15 protein-coding genes are annotated in these 17,659 nt (G+C 43.8%); 5 read left to right on the forward strand and 10 right to left on the reverse strand.

Annotated elements, in window-relative coordinates:
* Positions 1-17: 17 nt before the first annotated feature.
* Both AC5JPT_RS07155 and AC5JPT_RS07160 read left to right on the forward strand, forming a co-directional pair.
* Positions 18-875, forward strand: a complete 858-nt coding sequence (locus AC5JPT_RS07155; protein ID WP_493844321.1) for a bile acid:sodium symporter family protein — start codon at positions 18-20, stop codon at positions 873-875.
* Positions 876-1,050: 175 nt separating this feature from the next.
* Positions 1,051-1,818 (forward strand): glutathione S-transferase family protein, encoded by a 768-nt coding sequence (locus tag AC5JPT_RS07160; protein ID WP_493857621.1) that lies wholly within the window; start codon positions 1,051-1,053, stop codon positions 1,816-1,818.
* A gap of 111 nt (positions 1,819-1,929) precedes the next feature.
* Here AC5JPT_RS07160 and AC5JPT_RS07165 read toward each other — a convergent pair whose 3' ends face one another.
* Positions 1,930-3,378: an alanine/glycine:cation symporter family protein gene (locus tag AC5JPT_RS07165; RefSeq protein ID WP_319050887.1), complete on the reverse strand. Its 1,449-nt coding sequence runs from the start codon at positions 3,376-3,378 to the stop codon at positions 1,930-1,932.
* Between the two features lie 277 nt (positions 3,379-3,655).
* On the reverse strand, positions 3,656-5,233 hold the full coding sequence (gene ahpF / locus AC5JPT_RS07170) for an alkyl hydroperoxide reductase subunit F (protein WP_319050888.1): 1,578 nt from the start codon (positions 5,231-5,233) through the stop codon (positions 3,656-3,658).
* Between the two features lie 360 nt (positions 5,234-5,593).
* On the opposite strand from ahpF, the gene AC5JPT_RS07175 reads away from it, so the two are divergent.
* Positions 5,594-5,842, forward strand: coding sequence for an HP1242/YdcH family protein (locus tag AC5JPT_RS07175; protein WP_493857622.1), 249 nt, complete (start codon positions 5,594-5,596; stop codon positions 5,840-5,842).
* A 187-nt stretch (positions 5,843-6,029) separates the two neighbouring features.
* Here the strand turns inward: AC5JPT_RS07175 and ahpC are convergent, their stop codons facing one another.
* The gene (ahpC, locus tag AC5JPT_RS07180; RefSeq protein ID WP_319050890.1) at positions 6,030-6,596 is read right to left on the reverse strand and encodes an alkyl hydroperoxide reductase subunit C; all 567 of its coding nucleotides are present in this window, start codon (positions 6,594-6,596) and stop codon (positions 6,030-6,032) included.
* A 267-nt stretch (positions 6,597-6,863) separates the two neighbouring features.
* On the opposite strand from ahpC, the gene AC5JPT_RS07185 reads away from it, so the two are divergent.
* Positions 6,864-7,778 (forward strand): hydrogen peroxide-inducible genes activator, encoded by a 915-nt coding sequence (locus AC5JPT_RS07185; RefSeq protein ID WP_319050891.1) that lies wholly within the window; start codon positions 6,864-6,866, stop codon positions 7,776-7,778.
* A gap of 39 nt (positions 7,779-7,817) precedes the next feature.
* Positions 7,818-8,489 carry an HD domain-containing protein gene (locus tag AC5JPT_RS07190; RefSeq protein ID WP_493857623.1) on the forward strand — a complete coding sequence of 224 codons (672 nt, stop codon included), beginning with the start codon at positions 7,818-7,820 and terminating at the stop codon, positions 8,487-8,489.
* Here the strand turns inward: AC5JPT_RS07190 and AC5JPT_RS07195 are convergent.
* The 7 genes from AC5JPT_RS07195 to AC5JPT_RS07225 form a co-directional block, all read right to left on the reverse strand.
* On the reverse strand, positions 8,467-9,069 hold the full coding sequence (locus tag AC5JPT_RS07195; RefSeq protein ID WP_493857624.1) for a methyltransferase domain-containing protein: 603 nt from the start codon (positions 9,067-9,069) through the stop codon (positions 8,467-8,469). The genes AC5JPT_RS07190 and AC5JPT_RS07195 overlap by 23 nt on opposite strands.
* Positions 9,070-9,275: 206 nt before the next feature.
* Positions 9,276-9,902: a M48 family metallopeptidase gene (locus AC5JPT_RS07200; protein WP_493857625.1), complete on the reverse strand. Its 627-nt coding sequence runs from the start codon at positions 9,900-9,902 to the stop codon at positions 9,276-9,278.
* A 173-nt stretch (positions 9,903-10,075) separates the two neighbouring features.
* A complete protein-coding gene (locus tag AC5JPT_RS07205; protein WP_493857626.1) occupies positions 10,076-11,632 on the reverse strand; it encodes a DUF1513 domain-containing protein in 1,557 nt (518 codons plus the stop codon).
* Between the two features lie 3 nt (positions 11,633-11,635).
* Positions 11,636-12,787: an imelysin family protein gene (locus tag AC5JPT_RS07210; RefSeq protein ID WP_493857627.1), complete on the reverse strand. Its 1,152-nt coding sequence runs from the start codon at positions 12,785-12,787 to the stop codon at positions 11,636-11,638.
* A 93-nt stretch (positions 12,788-12,880) separates the two neighbouring features.
* The gene (locus tag AC5JPT_RS07215; protein WP_493857628.1) at positions 12,881-14,506 is read right to left on the reverse strand and encodes a di-heme oxidoreductase family protein; all 1,626 of its coding nucleotides are present in this window, start codon (positions 14,504-14,506) and stop codon (positions 12,881-12,883) included.
* A 299-nt stretch (positions 14,507-14,805) separates the two neighbouring features.
* A complete protein-coding gene (locus tag AC5JPT_RS07220) occupies positions 14,806-16,263 on the reverse strand; it encodes an imelysin family protein (protein WP_493857629.1) in 1,458 nt (485 codons plus the stop codon).
* 402 nt (positions 16,264-16,665) lie between these two features.
* The gene (locus AC5JPT_RS07225) at positions 16,666-17,322 is read right to left on the reverse strand and encodes a YiaD family glycine zipper/OmpA-like lipoprotein (protein WP_319050898.1); all 657 of its coding nucleotides are present in this window, start codon (positions 17,320-17,322) and stop codon (positions 16,666-16,668) included.
* Positions 17,323-17,659: the final 337 nt, after the last annotated feature.

The following is a 17,659-nucleotide window of genomic DNA, read 5'->3' on the forward strand; positions in this document are numbered from 1 at the left end:
TTTACAAGGAATGTTTAATGAATAATACTGCGCTAGCATTACTCCCACTAGCACTTGCCTATATTATGTTTACCCTAGGAGCAGGGTTAAAACTTAGTGATTTTAAAGTCATTGCTAAATATCCAAAAGCGTTCTTTGTCGGCTTGATCAATCAAGTTGTGCTGGTACCTTTGGTTGCATTAGCAGTCGTATTAGTGATGACGCCGCCGCCCGCCATTGCTTTTGGAATTATGCTTATTAGTTTTTGTCCAGGCGGCGTCACCAGCAATATGCTGACCTATTATGCCAAAGGTAATGTCGCACTCTCTATCGCATTGACAGGAGTGGTCAGCATATTGTCTGTGATTACGCTCCCTATTTTAATCACGTTGGCTTTCGATCATTTTATGCAAGATCAAGCGAACTCTATTAGCGCCATCAAGATTGGTCTAGTCATGTTCTTATTGACTACGTTACCGGTGACGCTTGGTATGCTCGCTCGCTATAAATTTACTGATTTTATGGTACGTCGCAGCAGCCTTCTTAATGGTTTAGCTAGTGTATTTTTTGTATTGATTGTCTTTGCTGCTATTGCCTCTAACTGGCAATTACTACAGTCACAGTTCACCCAAATTGGGCTAGAGCTGGTCTTTATGATTGCTATTTTATTTGCTATTAGTATCCTAATCTCTAGAATCCTAAAGCTCAGCTGGTTTGATACAAAAACCATCTCGATAGAGACCAGTATTCAGAACAGTACAACCGCCATTACTTTAGCGCCTATTATTATGGGTGTAAGTACTCTGCCAGTGATTGCACTGCCCGCTGCCTTATATGGTGTGCTGATGTATGTGGTTGCACTTCCTATCATTGCTTTGATCAAAAATAAAAACTGATGATAACGTACATAGAAAACACAGAGCGCTCACCTTAGTATTGGATGGGCATTTTTTATCATCGTATAACTTAAATAATCTAAGTAATGATATGAATATTACTCAGATTATAGACTGGTCAACCCTTGATATTGAGCACATAATGACACTCTCTACTATGACCTAATAGGACGATATGATGCAAAAACCACTACTGATCATCGGCAATAAAAACTACTCGTCTTGGTCACTACGGGCCTGGCTACTCTTAAAGGCATTTAACATCGATTTTGAGGAGCAGCTGATCGAGCTGTTTGATTCATCAGCACGTCCAGTATTGGAGGCGCACTCACCAACGGGAAAAGTTCCTATATTGGTCTATGGTGAGGGGGACAAACAAGTAACTGTCTGGGATACGCTGGCCATTGCGATACAGGTTAATGAGTATTTTACGGATATTAATATTTGGACGGGTGTCAATAAATCTAGCGCTGACACACAATATGATACTCAAAATAGAATAAACAGTGCTTATTGCCAGAGTATCATTGCTGAGATGCATTCAGGGTTATCAGGTATACGTAATGAGATGCCGATGAATATCCGAGCAACTGCTAAGATACAACCGAGTGCTGCTTGCCTAGCCGATATTGCTCGTATTGAGCGTATTTTTGCAGATTGTCTACAGGGACGTTCAGAGGACAGCTATTTGTTCGGGCATTTTACAGCAGCTGATGTTTTCTTTGCCCCGGTAGTGCTGCGACTACAAACCTATGCTGATGCGTCTAACATTGTCTTGCAGCCCCTTACCAAGCAGTACTGTCAAACCATGATGAATCACCCAAATATAGCAGCTTGGGTTCATGCTGCCATGCAAGAGACACGAATCATTGAAGAAGATGAAGCGGGTGATATTGTATCGCTATCGGGTATTTTGGCGAATAGCGAGCATATAAGCGAATAACCGTCATTTCGGGCACAATCATTTTGGGAATAGAAAGTATCTTGCACAAAAAAACCACTTCAGCTAGGCTAAAGTGGTTTTTACTTTCATAAGACATTAAGCGCATACGTACTACTGTTTTTGATCTAACGCTTCTTTTACCGCTTTTTTACCCCATGCACTCATATCGAGATCTAACTTTTCGTACTCTTGTGCATCGAATAATGGCTCTTTGACCCCTGATTTCAATTGACTTGCAAAATCATCAAGTAAACGTTTAGCTCGCGGAAATAGCATAATCAAGGCCAATAAGTTGGCCAGTGCTAGTACACCCATTAACGGATCAGCGAAGAAGAATACCGCGGTTGCCGTAGGGGCTACTGCGCCCAAGAACAATATCGCAATCACGACAATTCGTAAAACCAAAGTCGCTTTTTTGATGTTTTTCTTAACCAAAAAGTTAATCGCGTTTTCGCCCATATAGTAGTTATACATAATAGAACTAAGTGCAAATAGCAGTAGCGATATGGTCAGAATATACTGTGCCCAATCCCCAAGCTGAGTCGTTAGCGCCTGCTGAGCAAGTACGATACCATCGACCTCGGCTCCTGGTTGATAGACGCCACTTAACAAAATCATAAATGCTGTGGCACTACACACAACTAACGTATCAATAAATACAGATAGTGATTGTGAGATACCTTGACTCACAGGGTGCGTGGCGTAAGCGGTAGCTGCAATATTAGGAGCAGAACCCAAACCGGCTTCGTTAGAGAACAATCCGCGCTTCATACCCTGCTCAATTGCGACACCGATACCACCACCTACGACAGATTCAATACCAAACGCATTTTTGACAATCATTACCATCAATGCAGGTATCTCTGTGAAGTTGAGTGCGATAATAATAAGCGCCATCCCAAGATAGATCAGTGCCATTACCGGGATGACAACGTCGGCTACTTTGGCAATGCGCTGGATACCGCCAAAGACGATGAACCCACCTGCAATGACTAATACTACCCCTGACATCCAGCGTTCGATCCCAAAGCTCTCAAGCGCAGAACCTGCCACCGTGTTGCCTTGGAACGCCACAAAGCCGATAGAGAAAGACAGTAGTAGAGAAACAGCATAAATAACAGCAAGCCAGCGATAGTCTTTACCTAGACCATGTAGGATATAGGTTGCAGGACCACCGCGAAAGTTACCATCATTGTCTCTACGCTTGTAAAGCTGAGCCAAACTACACTCAACAATACTGGTCATCATTCCAATGAGTGCGACAACCCACATCCAGAAGACCGCACCGGGGCCACCTAACGAGATTGCAACCGCAACACCAGCAATGTTACCACCGCCCACACGTCCACCGATAGAAACGAGCAACGCCTGACGGGCAGAAATCCCATCTTCTCCTACTTCATCCGTTTTAAACACACGGAACATACGTTTAAAATATCTAAACTGGGCGAACCTGCCCACGATAGTGAATAATAAACCAAAAATAACCAACATAGGCACGAGTGCCCAGCCCCATGTTAGATCCCCGATTAGGGCGAAAAAAGCTTCGATATATTCCATGCCTACTTTCCTTATAGTTCATGATGCTTTGAAAGGTTCTATTGAGCTCATTATTGCATCAACAACGCGAATTTGTAATGCGAATGACAAATTTGTAACGTAAATGTTGATATTTTCTAGGAATGACTACTTTATTAGCGCACTCAAACGTTTATTTTCTATTTATTAAACTCTCCTTTTTAGAGAACGGTTTATACAACGTCATAAAAAAAGCCACCTCAAACAAGGTGGCTTTTTACGTTTAATCTACAATTTAATGGTCTATTGCATGAACCGCTTATTGCATGACTAAGTATTCAAACGCTGACAACGCAGCTTTACTACCTTCGCCCATCGCGATGTTGATCTGCTTGAACGGTACGGTCGTGACGTCACCACAAGCAAAGATACCTTTACGATCTGTATGGCAGCGCTCATCAATTTCAATCTCGCCAAAACGGTTTAAATCAACAAAACCTTTGATGAACCCAGTATTTGGTACTAGACCAATCTGTACAAATACCCCTGACAAGTCACGCTCATGGGTCTCACCTGTGCTGCGGTCTTGATACACAATAGAGGATACTTTGCCATCAGTTGCTTTAATTTCTTGAGTCGCGGCACCTGTGATGAATTCAATATTGGCTTTTTCTTTAGCTTTATTAATCAATACTTGGTCAGCTTTTAGTTCATCAGCAAATTCCAGTACAGTCACATGTTTGACGATACCTGCCAAATCTAGTGCTGCTTCAACGCCTGAGTTACCACCACCAATGACTGAGATGTCCTTACCTTTGAAGAATGGGCCATCACAGTGGGCACAGAACGCCACACCTTTGCCGATGTTTTCTTCCTCACCTGGTACGCCAAGTTTGCGCCACTGGGCACCTGTTGCCAAGATAATACTACGCGTCTCAAAGGTCTCACCAGTGTTTAGATTGATACTATAGTTCTCTTCTTCGGTCTCGCCGATGTCTTTTACGCTGACATGCTCTTTTAGCGTGATATTGTACTCGGCTAAGTGTTTAACGAAATTACCAGACAGATCGGTACCATTGGTCAACGGTACAGAGATAAGGTTTTCGATATCTTGTGTGTCTTTAACCTGACCACCAATACGATCAGCAACCATCGTCACTTTTAGACCTTTACGAGCAGTGTAAATGGCAGCCGCTACACCTGCAGGACCCGCACCGATGATAGTTACATCTTGCTGCTCTAGTTGCTCAGCATCATCTTCTACTTCTGACAACAAGTCAGGGAACTGCTCTTGTAACTTACCGATTAGTTTTGCAGTATCTATTAGACCATTAGCAAATGGCTTACCGTTCAAGAATACTGCTGGTACGCCTTGGATCTTGTTTGCGTCTACTTGTTCTTGGAACAGTGCACCATCGATCATCTCATTGCTGATACCGTCATTCAATAGCGCAAACTGGTTCAATGCCTGAACGACTTCTGGACAGCTATGGCATGACAACGACACATAGGTCTGGAACTGTAATGGCTTGTTAAAACGCTTAACCAGCTTTTGAATACCTTCATCTAGTTTTAGCGTGTGACCACCCGCTTGCAAGATTGCAAGGATCAGCGAAGTAAACTCATGACCGCCTGGAATACCGCTGAATACAATACCAGTATCTTCTGACGCACCATCTACATGACTAACTACCTTGAAGCTGATTGCGCTTGGCAAGCTGTCATCAGTTGATTCTGCACTGAAATTAATTTTATCAGTGGTACCAGCAATTTTAGTCAAAAAATCGATCAGTTCTGCACGCTTACTGTGCTCACCATTACCCAATACAAAGGTAATCGGACGTGTCATATTTTCACTATAGCTCTTAACGGCATCTAATAAATTTTGGTCTATCATGTTTGTTCCTCATTATGACTGAATATGTAACGGCAACTGTCATGCTGCACGTCTATACATAAGATTCTAAAATTAATAGTTTTATATAAAATGTTGTATCTATCGGGTTATTGCCCTTGAATGTCCCTATTATCATGCGTTTGAGTAAATTCAGCAAGCTGAGAAACTCAAATATCAAGTTTTATAAAACCAATCATAAATAGATTTACTATATTAAATATAAATACACTCGTGGATAATAGTCGTGGTGTCTGTCTGGTTTTTTCGCTACAATCGAGAATAGTTCTTAAGTTAAGCCGTTTTTTAAAACAATTCGCGACTATGTGTAGCAAGGTTGCGTTTAATGACAAGGATGAACACATGAGAAAAACAGACACGCTCCACGACAACAGAGAGATCATCGCCGAGCTCAAACTCAAAGACAGTCATTTTGCGAGTATTTTTGAGGAGCATACTCAGCTTGATCAAAAAATCAACTACCTCGAAAAAGACCTAGTAAAGCATACCAGCCGCGAAGAAGAGATAGAACAAATGAAGCGCCATAAACTACATCTTAAAGATGAGATTTATAAAATTATCGATAAGAATAAAGAAGACTCTCCTATTTAATAGTACGTTTACTGTCAATCTACACAGATTCTGTAGACCAGTAGAAATGTCATCAATAAATTAAGCTTTAACTCATATAAAAAAAGACCCCATCAACATACGTCAATGGGGTCTTTATATATAGCACTGATTCAAACTAACAGTATGAAATTCAGTGCTACTGTTATCTAAGTGGTGAAATAACTACTTAGATTTTACCAACGAGGTCAAGACTTGGCTTCAATGTATCGCCGCCTTGCTCCCAAGCTGCTGGGCATACTTCACCGTCGTTTTCACGAACGTACTGTGCTGCTTTTACTTTACGTAGCATATCTTTTGCACTACGGCCGATGCCACCTGCATGGATTTCAGCAACTTGAATCAAACCATCAGGATCTACTAAGAACGTACCACGTTCAGCAAGACCAGCTTCTTCAATCATAACGTTAAAGCCACGAGTGATCTTACCAGTAGGATCGCCAATCATTGGGTATTGTACTTTGCCGATAGCATCTGAAGAATCATGCCATGCTTTGTGCGTGAAATGCGTGTCAGTTGATACTGAATATACTTCAACACCAAGACCTTTTAGCTCTTCGTAATGACCTGCCATGTCTTCAAGTTCAGTTGGGCAGACAAACGTGAAATCAGCTGGGTAGAATAAGAAAATTGCCCAGTTGCCTTTTACGTCTTCTGAAGTAACGGTTTTGAACTCACCGTTTACGTATGCATCTGCTGAAAATTCTGGGATTTCTTGATTGATGATAGACGCCATGGTTGGCTCCTCTATAATTAATTAGATTAAAAGTTATTTGTATGGTTTTTCGACTAACCCTTTATCTTTCTGGGCTACCCGACAAACTATACGCGAATTCTATGGTTAATCTAGTTAAAAGTTTTTAATGTGATGTTTTGTTTTATTAAACTTGTTAAACTATTATCTCTAGAGCTTATCATTGGTTCAAAATTGGTAATTTGCTGCCCCATAAAGGTTGACGACGCATAATAAATTGCATGAAAAACCCATAAAAAGAGAGGTTTTATGATTACTTTACGACAACTTGAGTTTGCTTTGGCTGTAGCCAAACATCGCCACTTCAAACGTGCTGCTGAAGACTGCAATATTTCACAGTCTGCGCTGAGCTTAGGTATTGCAGAATTAGAGAAACAGCTGGATACTCAGATTTTTGAGCGTAATAATAAACAGGTGCTGATCACGCCTATCGGTCAAGATATCCTTACGCGCGCACAACGCGTGTTTTCTGAAGTGAGTGACTTGACCACGCGTGCGCAAAGTCACCAGACGCCACTTGCCTATCCTATGACGGTCGGTATCATCCCAACGATTGCGCCTTATTTGCTACCAAAGGTATTGCCTGCGCTACGTGCTCAATATCCAGAGTTTCGTATGACGATCGTTGAGCAACAGACCGAGCGCCTACTTGAACAAGTCCGTTATGGTCATATTGATACCGCTATTATTGCACTACCTTATGCGGTCGATGGTCTGCACAGTTTTGAGTTCTGGAGTGAAGACTTCTTTGCTGTATTCCCAAAAGATGACATACATGCCAAACTCGAAACCATCAACGCTGATGAGCTGGCCACTGCCAACCTTATGCTACTTGGTGAAGGGCACTGTTTGACCGATCAGACACTATCGGTCTGTCATTTCGACCGCTCGCAAATGAAATCGAGCTTTTCGGATGCCAGCTTAAACACGCTAATTCAAATGGCGCTTGCCAATATGGGCACAACGCTAGTACCTGAAATGGCATTGGATCAGCTGCACCTGCAAAATCAAAACGCGGTTGCAGTACCTTTGGCTGAAGACGGACCACACCGCCGTATTGCTTTTGTCACTCGCTTGAATTATGCGCGTGTCGATGATGTGAGCTTGCTTGGGGACGTCTTTAACAAAGCATTTAAAGATGCCGTGGCTAACGACGAAGACTAGTTGCACCACATTTAGCATAGCAATAGTGAACAGTGATAGATGGCTGACTTTTTATATAGACGCGATGATCTTGGTAAATGCTTTGCACAGCACTTATCGTCTATGAGTAACGATATCTTGCCGCAGCAGATAGAGTTGCTGTGGAAAGATATCGCTGTACGCTATACTGAGCCGCATCGCGCTTATCATACGCTTGATCATATCGAGCAATTAATGATGCAGCTTGAAAATATCAAACCCTCTCTATCTAAGCCAAATACGATAGCGCTGGCACTGTATTATCATGACATCGTGTATGACCCAACACGTTCAGACAATGAGCAAAAAAGTGCTGAATATGCGGTAGAGGCGTTGAGCCCCTACTTGAGTTCGACGCGATGCCAAGATATCTACGCACTTATTATGATAACTGCCAGTCATCAAATAGATGAGTCGATAAACAGTGTTAAATACAATGATGCCGCCTATCTGTTAGACATGGATTTGAGTATTTTGGGTATATCTTGGCCCCTATACGAGCAGTATACACAAGCAGTACGTCAAGAGTATGCTCATGTGACAGATGTGGATTATCGTCATGGTCGCACTGCAATATTACGAGGATTACTAGCCCATCCAAGACTGTATTTGACTGACTACTATTACGAGCGACTAGAAGCACAAGCTCGGGGCAATATTAACCGCGAGATTACTTTGCTCGCAGCTTTATAAACAGCTCGCTACCCTGCCGTGCAGGATATGAATTGTAGCTAGGCGCCATGGTCTCAATATCAAAATAGCTTTGAAAACGCTGCTGGTACTCTTTTTTACTACCACCAAATGGTGGCTCTTCTCGTCCAAAGTCTGTATTAAATAACAAACCCACCAGTTTGCCTTGAGGCTTTAGTAGTCTCGCCATCTGCTGCACGTACTCATCACGGCGCGCGGGATTAATCGCACAAAAAAACGTCTGCTCCAATATCCAATCAAATTGATACTGCTGCTCTGACAAACTAAAAAAGTCTGCGCAGATCAAATGCTCAGAGGGAAAATCAGGATAACGCGCTGCAAACGCTTCAATCGGTGCTGGCGCAAAATCAACCAACGTGACATTGGTAAATCCTTGCTCATATAGATAGCCTACTTCATAGGCATTACCTGCACCTGCTACCAACACTGCTTGGTTTTTGGCGTTGTCAGGTAGCTGGTCAATATAAGCTTTGAGTGGTGGCGATACCTGTCCCATATCCCAGCCGATGCTATTTTTTTCATAGCGCTGCTGCCAAAATTCTGCCTGATTGACATTTTCCATGTGACATCCCTGTATAGTTCTATTTAAACGACACGTTTTGTACCGTTATGTCTTATCATATCAGGCTTATGAAGGCGTGTCCTTATGTCAATCATGCCAGTAAAACTCAGACAGGGTTATCTATCTTTGATACAAAAGAAAGATGCGTAGGCAAAAACTGCTATGAACGCACTGATTTAGATAGCTAAAATCGCAGGCTGTTGAACTCAATCCAACTGACCCGTCTTGCCTGCCAGCAGATTGTGCCACTGCTGATAATCCGGCATTGCCGCCTCAACGGTTTGCCAAAACGCGCGACTATGATTGGCATGATGTAAATGACAGAGCTCATGAACGATAACATACTCGGTGCATTCGATAGGATAAGCAGGAAGATAGACCGAGAGCCAGATGCGGCGGGCGCGAGTATTACAGCTACCCCAGCGCGTGTGCATTTTCTTTAATCGTACCTCATTGGCATAAGCGCCGACGATGGGCTGCCACTTCTCAAATAGCGAAGGCATGATATTGGAGAGCTGCTGTCGATAGTAAGCTATTGTTTCATCATGGCTCAACGTCAATGCTTGTACTTTGCCCCATAGATAGATGGGCTGATCAGCATCTGAGGAATCTACCGGAGCGCTGGGTTTACGATGGTATTGCGCCAGTACTTGCGGGTGATGAGCAATCGCCCAAGACACTCGTCTGGCTACAGCATACAGTGTTTGCGAGGCAGTGATACGCAGTGGTACAGAGACCATCAATAAATAAGGCTTTAAGCGAAAGTTGATATTTTTGACACGTTTTTTACTGATGCACAGCTCGATACCTGCCTGTGCGAGCTGCTGTCTCACAGTATCTAAACTGATATCTGAGCTGATGCACTGTCTCCTTTTTATATGGTCATAGCAGCTATAAGCTGCATCGCTGAAGTCACGGACGCAAAAGTTATGAATGTAAAAGCTCTGGACATAACCGTGTGAATCATTGCTCCTGACTACTGATGCGCTTATAACATTTACAAAATCTACAACGCTTGCAAATGGTTGTCAAAGGACATCATGTGCAATTTACTGTCCTTTATAATACGCTCACGGTGCTCAGTAACTTTCGTCTCTGACTTTGTTTCTGGCACAGGAGTGACTCTTAACGCAGTTAATTGTCCTTGACCGTCACTGACGATAAATCCTGAATCCATAGGATCACTGGCTCTGTGAGTTGATATATTGGAGTCAGCTAACACTGAGGCACCTGCACAGTCTGGTAGGTTTACATCATCAAGCAACTCTCGAGTATGCAAGTCATAAATCGCGGCACAGCCACCAATGGGTGTGGTCACACAAAGCAAATTACGCTCACTATCAACCGCTACGCTCGCAATATATTGATGAAAACGTTGCCATTGATTGTTTGGCATGGTCAATGGTGTGAAATGGCTATCACCGCGCTTGTGGGTCAATACCAATGGTACATTGATGTGCTTTTCACCTTGGAACTGAATACCTATCATCACTGAGCCATCCTTGTGCATCGCTAAATGACGCACGCTCATCTGGCTATGTTCAGGAGTCACTTGCTCAATTAATGACCCGTCATGACGGTTTAGATAAGTTAGCGAGGGTCGCATGCTATCTAGATTTAACTCTTCACGTGAGGCTTGCTCGGTCTTGATACCACCATTTGCGATCACTAATGTATCACCATCTGGATGCATAATCAGCTCGTGTGGGCCGATACCATGCGAGTCAAACTCTGCTATTTTTTTATAAGCATTATTGGCATCGTAGATACCGATTTTGCCTACCAAGCTGACAGTGTCATTTTCAGTCACATAGAGCAAATTACCATCTAAACTATAGCAAGCATGACCATAAAAATGGCGGTTTACGTCAGCTTTGATTGCATGCTGTACTTGACCATTTGCTGTACTCAGCACCCAGAATTTTTCGCTAGGGCGACGACCCATTACGACAACGTGCCGACCTTGGTGGTCACTGCTATGCTGAGCTTGCTCTTCAGGTACATTGACGGATACAGGTTGAACGACGATGTCATGAACACGTTCAGGCATAGTGGTCTGCCACACCATTTGCCTATCAGCATCAATACCCACCACACCAAAATCATGCTCGTTTTGGTTCAGTGATGTGTGGTTTTTTGGCATGGATGCAACACCGCTAACCCAGCTAACTGGTCGTGCTAGCAACGTCGTCGTATGCATATCAGCAAAACTGGGAGTATCATACTGATCAGCATTATCTATAGTATGATGATAAGCCTGCCGCCATGTCGCCACCCCTTGCTGACAAGCATAGCGCAAGCGCGTGAGCATTGGTGTTGTCTCATCAGCCGATTGCGATACCCATAACTGCGTGCGGAGACCTGTCATATAATCTTGCAGGCTAGCATTGGGGTTCTGCTGCTTGCGGTAACGATGGTGTAGCCCAACAAGTGCTGTCGTGCCAATTATAGACAGCACCGAAGTCGTCAGTAGCTCATGGCTTGCTGATCTTGCTCCTGACTTATACGCTTGATCGCGCACTTTGGGCATTAACGCTATTGTGTTCCTATTAATAGTAGACATTGTCTAATCGCCATCAGTGCTATTGAATCCCACACGGATACCAAGTGCTGGGATTAACTCGCGTTTGATTAGGCGAGTGATGGTGGTCAGATGATCATAGAGCGCCTGCTGGTCATCTTTATCTGCCGCTGATATATCTTCTGGCATCTGTGCTAGTAGTGTCGTCGCTTCGGCAAGCGCAGTCGATAGGTTATCAGCAACTGTATTTTCATCATTACTACCAAGAATCGCTGTCAATACGGGGTCAGTCATGGCTTTATTAATCGCATCTAGTTTTGCATTGATAATAGCGCGGCTTTGACCCGCAGTAGCAGCTGGCAGGTGACCTTTTGCTTTGCCCGTCAGACCCAGTGGCTGATCGATCGCATTGGACTTCATCGTTTCAATCAATGACAGTAAAGAGTTAAACCATTGGTTTAAACCTTGGTCGCTCTCCCCTGTCTTATCTATTGCCAATAAGTTAGTCGCGTTCTGCTGCCAATTGTCCTCGATGGCTTTTAGACGTGTGCTCAGAGCACTACTGGCACTGATCACATAAGCACATTGACCAGAATCCAAGCTCTCATTGGCAAACAAAGCTTCTTCTAATCCTGGTACACCCTGCACAATCGCACTCTCACCGGTGAGCTGCTCTGGCGTTAGCTTTGGATTAGCAGCGATTAGGTCGGCGACACCGCTATGCACCAGACCGCGCTCGTCGGGATAGTAATTGATATATAAGTTACTCATACTGGCAGTAGCGGGACCAAAGTTGACCATTTCAGCACTTGACCATGCTTGTGCTAGTACCAGCCACTGCTCGCGCAATGCTTGCAACTCATCACCGCTTACTGGTGATTGTTGACAATATTTCTGCGCCAATTCATTGAGCAGATCGCTTTGTTGTGCTGCATCGGCATACGCTGGAATCACGATATCCTCTGCCACATGCGTCAAGTATGTCTTTTGGGTCTCAGGACTGATATCTACAGCAACGATCTGCTCAGCAGCTTCATTACTGCTTTCTGCTGAGCCATTAGCAGCGCTATTCTCTTGCACAACTTCTTGGCTGTCCGCTTCTACCGCTTTGTTTTCGTCGGCAGGTTTAACACAGCTGATTAGCAGTCCAGCACTTAATGCAGATAGTGCCATTGCCAAAGCATGATTCATTTTCATAGATTTCTCGGTAATTTTATAGGTAGTAATTTATATCGTTGTTGCATGACTGCTCAAAACAGGTGGCGCACGATAGTACGCAGTAAAATCACGCTATAGTGACTTTAAGAATGCATTGAGCTCTGTACGACCTTGCTTGTCTAGTTTCAATACCTTTTGTTGCTGCTTTTTGGCTTCTCCGCCATGCCATAGTACGGCTTCCATCAGCGTGCGCGCGCGACCATCATGCAAGAACGTCGCTTGCGGATCAACCGTTTGAGCAAGCCCGACACCCCATAAGGGCGGTGTGCGCCACTCATAAGAGTTGGCTAAAAATTCAACTTGAGCATCTTTTGATGGTAACTTACCGGAAACTGTACGATCAGCAAGCTCATCACCCATATCATGTAGCAGCAAATCTGTGTAAGGGTAAATCACTTGACCGTGTTGCTCAAGACGATCATCGTCGGTTTTTGGCAACTGATATCTTGGGGTATGACAGCTTTGACACCCCATGTCATAGAAATGCTTTTTGCCAGCCAGCACCAACTCACTATCCGCGTCACGGCGATGTGGCACCGCCAAATTACGGGTATAAAACTCTACGAATTTTGCCACGTCATCGTTCACTTCGACAGGAGGCTTGCCATTCCCTTGCTCATCAGCGCCAGTAGTCGCATTTAGGCAGGCAGTCTGCGTGGGCATGCAAGACTCATGTGGACGGATATTTGACGTCAAACCCATGTCTTCATTAAACGCACTTTGGTTCTGGGTCAGCAGCCTCGTTTGACCTGCTTTCCACCCAAAACGTCCAAGCGCACGCTTACCGGTTTGTGGATCCATAACCCAATTGAACTTACCACTGATATCACTATTGTTCTTGGCTTGTTTTTTAATATCATCGTCAGGGATTTGTTCTAGCAATCCAAGTCCAATCATCGGCGGTGCCACTCGCGGCGATACCATCATCGCCTCATCAAGAGCACCGTATCCAGGGGTGGTCAAGTTAAATGTGGGTGCGCGCAGCGTCTCAACATGTCCGTCAGCAAAAGTGACTGGTTTATCAGTCCACTGTACTGCTATTCTCGCTTCAGCAGGGACGCCCTGAATACCTCGATCTTGCAGTTGCCCACCATACATCGGGTGAACGACTTTTTCAATGAGCGAGTCCTGCAACTGCTTACGCTGCTCATCGGTCGTCGCTGGCATAGACAGACGTACCAGCAAGCTGTCCGCATCATCATCGGCATCCATCGGTGCATGACCACGTCCATCTTTGATGTGGCAAGACTGACAAGCCGCAACGTTAAACAGCGCACCCAGTCCATCACGGCTATCTGTACTAGCAGGAGCTACAACCCAAGGCTGACGAAAGAACGCATTACCAATAAAAAACATGCCTTTGCGTGAAGCCGCCAAGTTTGATGACGGCTTTGAATAGCTCTCAGCACTCGTGATGCTGATCCCGGTGTCACCGCCCTGTTTAATCTCTTGTGGATCAAAGCTGACAAGCTGTTGCATGGGCATGCCAGCAAGTGCCTCAATATTTTGAGCACGTTCAGAGGTTATTGGTTGGGAGCTATCACTAGTAGCGGTCGCCCTTTGACTCTCCGAAGTATTACTTGGCGTACTATCGGTTGGTTGACACGCACTTAGTGCGACCGTACTCGCTATGATGAGCGGCAAACTGCGCATGAATATAGAAGACAAACGAAAAGATGGGATATCAATGGCTTTCATAAAAATTGTGTGCCTTGGTTTTAGAGTAGAACCACTGTAATCGATACCTATAATATGATAGGTATCCATATACGGATTCAGAAGACCGATGTATCTGGCCTATTTTAGTACTTACAAACTTGATATTTACAGGCTTAGTGATTACCAACTTAGTGCTTACAAAAATACGTTGCCGACCATGATCGACAACGTACGTATAAAATCCAATCTGCATTTTTATAGCAGTAGGTTTACTCACTTACCACTATGATATGGATACCATCAATAGAATAAAAAGACCTTAATCGCTAAAACTGAAATTAAAACTGCGATCCTGCATCCGCATCTAAGTTATCGATACCGACTGCTTTTGCCGCATTTTCGATACCAGCCGTCAATTCTTGCAAGCTGTTGATACCAGCTTCAACCCAACCGCGACGAATATTTTGCTCTTCAGCAGAGATACCTTCTTGACTGGCTTGACCAACAGTGGCAATCATTTGGTCAATCTTAATCCCTTCTTTCTCGCCTTTGTTAGCGATAACGTTGAACGCACCTTCAACTTTACTGAATTCAGCGGCCAGTTTTTCGGCTTCTTCTACATGCCCATTATCAATGAGATACTCTTTGATGCCGTAGCCGCCGACAGTCTTTCCAGTGACAGTCTGATAGCTACCATTAAAGACATTTTGGATACCGCGTGCATTATTGGCATAGCTCAAATGCGTCAAATCACTAAAGCATTCGTGCTCATCTTCAGTAGATCCTGTGACAAAAGCGACCTGCATACGCTCAGAAGCCAACTCGCCTAACGCTAAGCTGCCCATTTGGTACATAATCTGACGTAGACCATTATCGTATTTGCGCGCTAGCAAATCACTACGTAAAGTATTATCTGTTTCAGGTTGCCACTGGGCTTCCATCGCTGTCAGGTCATCAACCAATAGCTGGGTCGCAGCTTTTAAGAATTCACCGCGGCGCTCACAAATGCTAGCATCTTCATTGACCGCATCACCACTAGTACATTGACCAGCTTCTGTTACGTAATCTGTCACTGGGCGATTGCCCGCGCCTTCTTTTACCCCATTGGTATCCTGACCCCATAGCATAAACTCAATCGCATGATAACCAGTCGTTACGTTGGCTTCGCTACCACCGATCTCGTTCATTTCTGCAAGTAGCTCAGGCGTGATCGTACTGGTGTCTTGATTAATACTACCGACTGTCACGCTGTCACTGTTGATGATGTTTTCTTGGCTGTTGTACTCGCCCTCATAATCATCACTGACATAGTCAATTAGCGCTTCATCTAATGGCCAAGCATTGATCTGACCTTCCCAGCTATCTATGCTGTTGATCGCGCGCTTGTCATTTGCTGTCACAAACCCTTCATCAAAACGGAAAATCTCGGTTTGTGAATACGGCTGGCGCGCTGCTTTGTAGGCAGCTTTTGCCGCGTCAAGGTTGGCTTGTGTTGGCGTCGCAACGTATGTATCTACCGCTGTCTGTAGTGCTTTGGCGGTATCCAATGAGTCTTTGTAAGCGGCGTGAGCCATATTGGCATAGCTGATAGCCAGTCTGTCAATATGTGCTTTTTCGGCAGCTGACATCTCAGTACTATCGCCCGCTTCTGCACTAACAACCTCTGTCTGCGCTTCAGCAGTAGCCGTATCTTCATCGGTTTTTTTGGTACAGCCCGACACCATTAACAATCCTGCAAGGGCAACAGCTAACGTAGTTGGTAGAATCTTACGGTTTGTTACTGTGGTAATCGTCATACATATCCTCAAAAATATAGCAAAAAGTTTGTTTGGTTAGGTAGCATTCTTACATCGATAAGCAAGCCATATATAGCAAGCTGGTATGGTCGTCTACTTTTATCAATTATCGTGCACAGAGATGCATATTATCTTATGGCGATAAAAATATTGATAAATTATAGTGTTATTGATAATCATTATCAATGCTTAATTTTATATTAATAATAATTAAATCTGTGGTGGATATCTATGATGTCATAAAAGTTTCGCTTTACGTCGCTGTGCTGCAATGACCCTCGTGTATTCCCATCTTTAACTTTTCCCTATCAAATACAACACAAAAAAAGAGCCAGCATATTGCTGGCTCTTTTTGAAAACACATTTGAGAATGTGTATGCGATAACTAAATCAAATTACTGATTAGTTTACGCTTTGCGGTGCATTAACCGTTAGTTCAACACGGCGGTTTTGCTGACGACCATAATCAGTATTGTTATCTGCAACTGGGCGTGACTCGCCATAAGCAACAACATTGATACGGTTAGACGCAACACCGCGAGCGGTCAAGTAGTTAGCAACTGAGTAAGCACGGTCACGTGACAGACCCATGTTATAAGAAGCTGTACCTTTGCTATCAGTATGACCAGCGATAGTGATCGTGTTTTGATTGTACTGGTTCATCGTTGAAGCAAGCTTGTCTAGTGTTGGCTTGAATGAAGAGCTAAGTGTTGCATCATCAAACGAGAAAGTGATGCTACCTGGCATTACAAGATCAATGTTACCAGTTGTTGGATTTTGCTCAACCGTTACGCCTGTACCAGCCATTTGCTGTTCAAGCTGACGAGCTTGACGCTCCATGTAGTAACCAACGCCTGCACCTAATGCTGCGCCAATTGCTGCATCACGACCAGTTTTGTCGCCACCAGTTGCTTTTGAGATAGTTGCGCCGCCTGCTGCACCGACCAAACCACCTAAAGCGGCTTTGTTCAAACGTTGCTGTCCAGTGTTTGGATCAGTAGTACAACCGCTCAATGCTAGACCTGATGCTACTGCTGCAATCATTAATGTATTACGCATAATATTTCCTCTTAAATTCAAAAATGTTATAAATCGTGCTTTTTATAAAGATTGTCCATTAATCTTTCATAAGTACTTATTTACTTTCGTCATTATTATGGCAATTCCAATCTAACTGTGTGTAATATTTTGTCACACCTATGTATGAGAAGTGCAGGTTGTCTTGCAACCAGCTGTAGGAGCTTTGGCTGCCTCATAGTAATCACTTGCTATCGCTAGTCACGTTTACAGTCGTACACTACCAATTGTTTCTGCTAAAATTATCTAAGCGAATTTATCATGGCTAAACGGCTCATACATCAGGTGTCGACTGTCTGTATGCATCTAACAATAGTTA

This window comes from Psychrobacter sp. H26 (assembly GCF_059073035.1).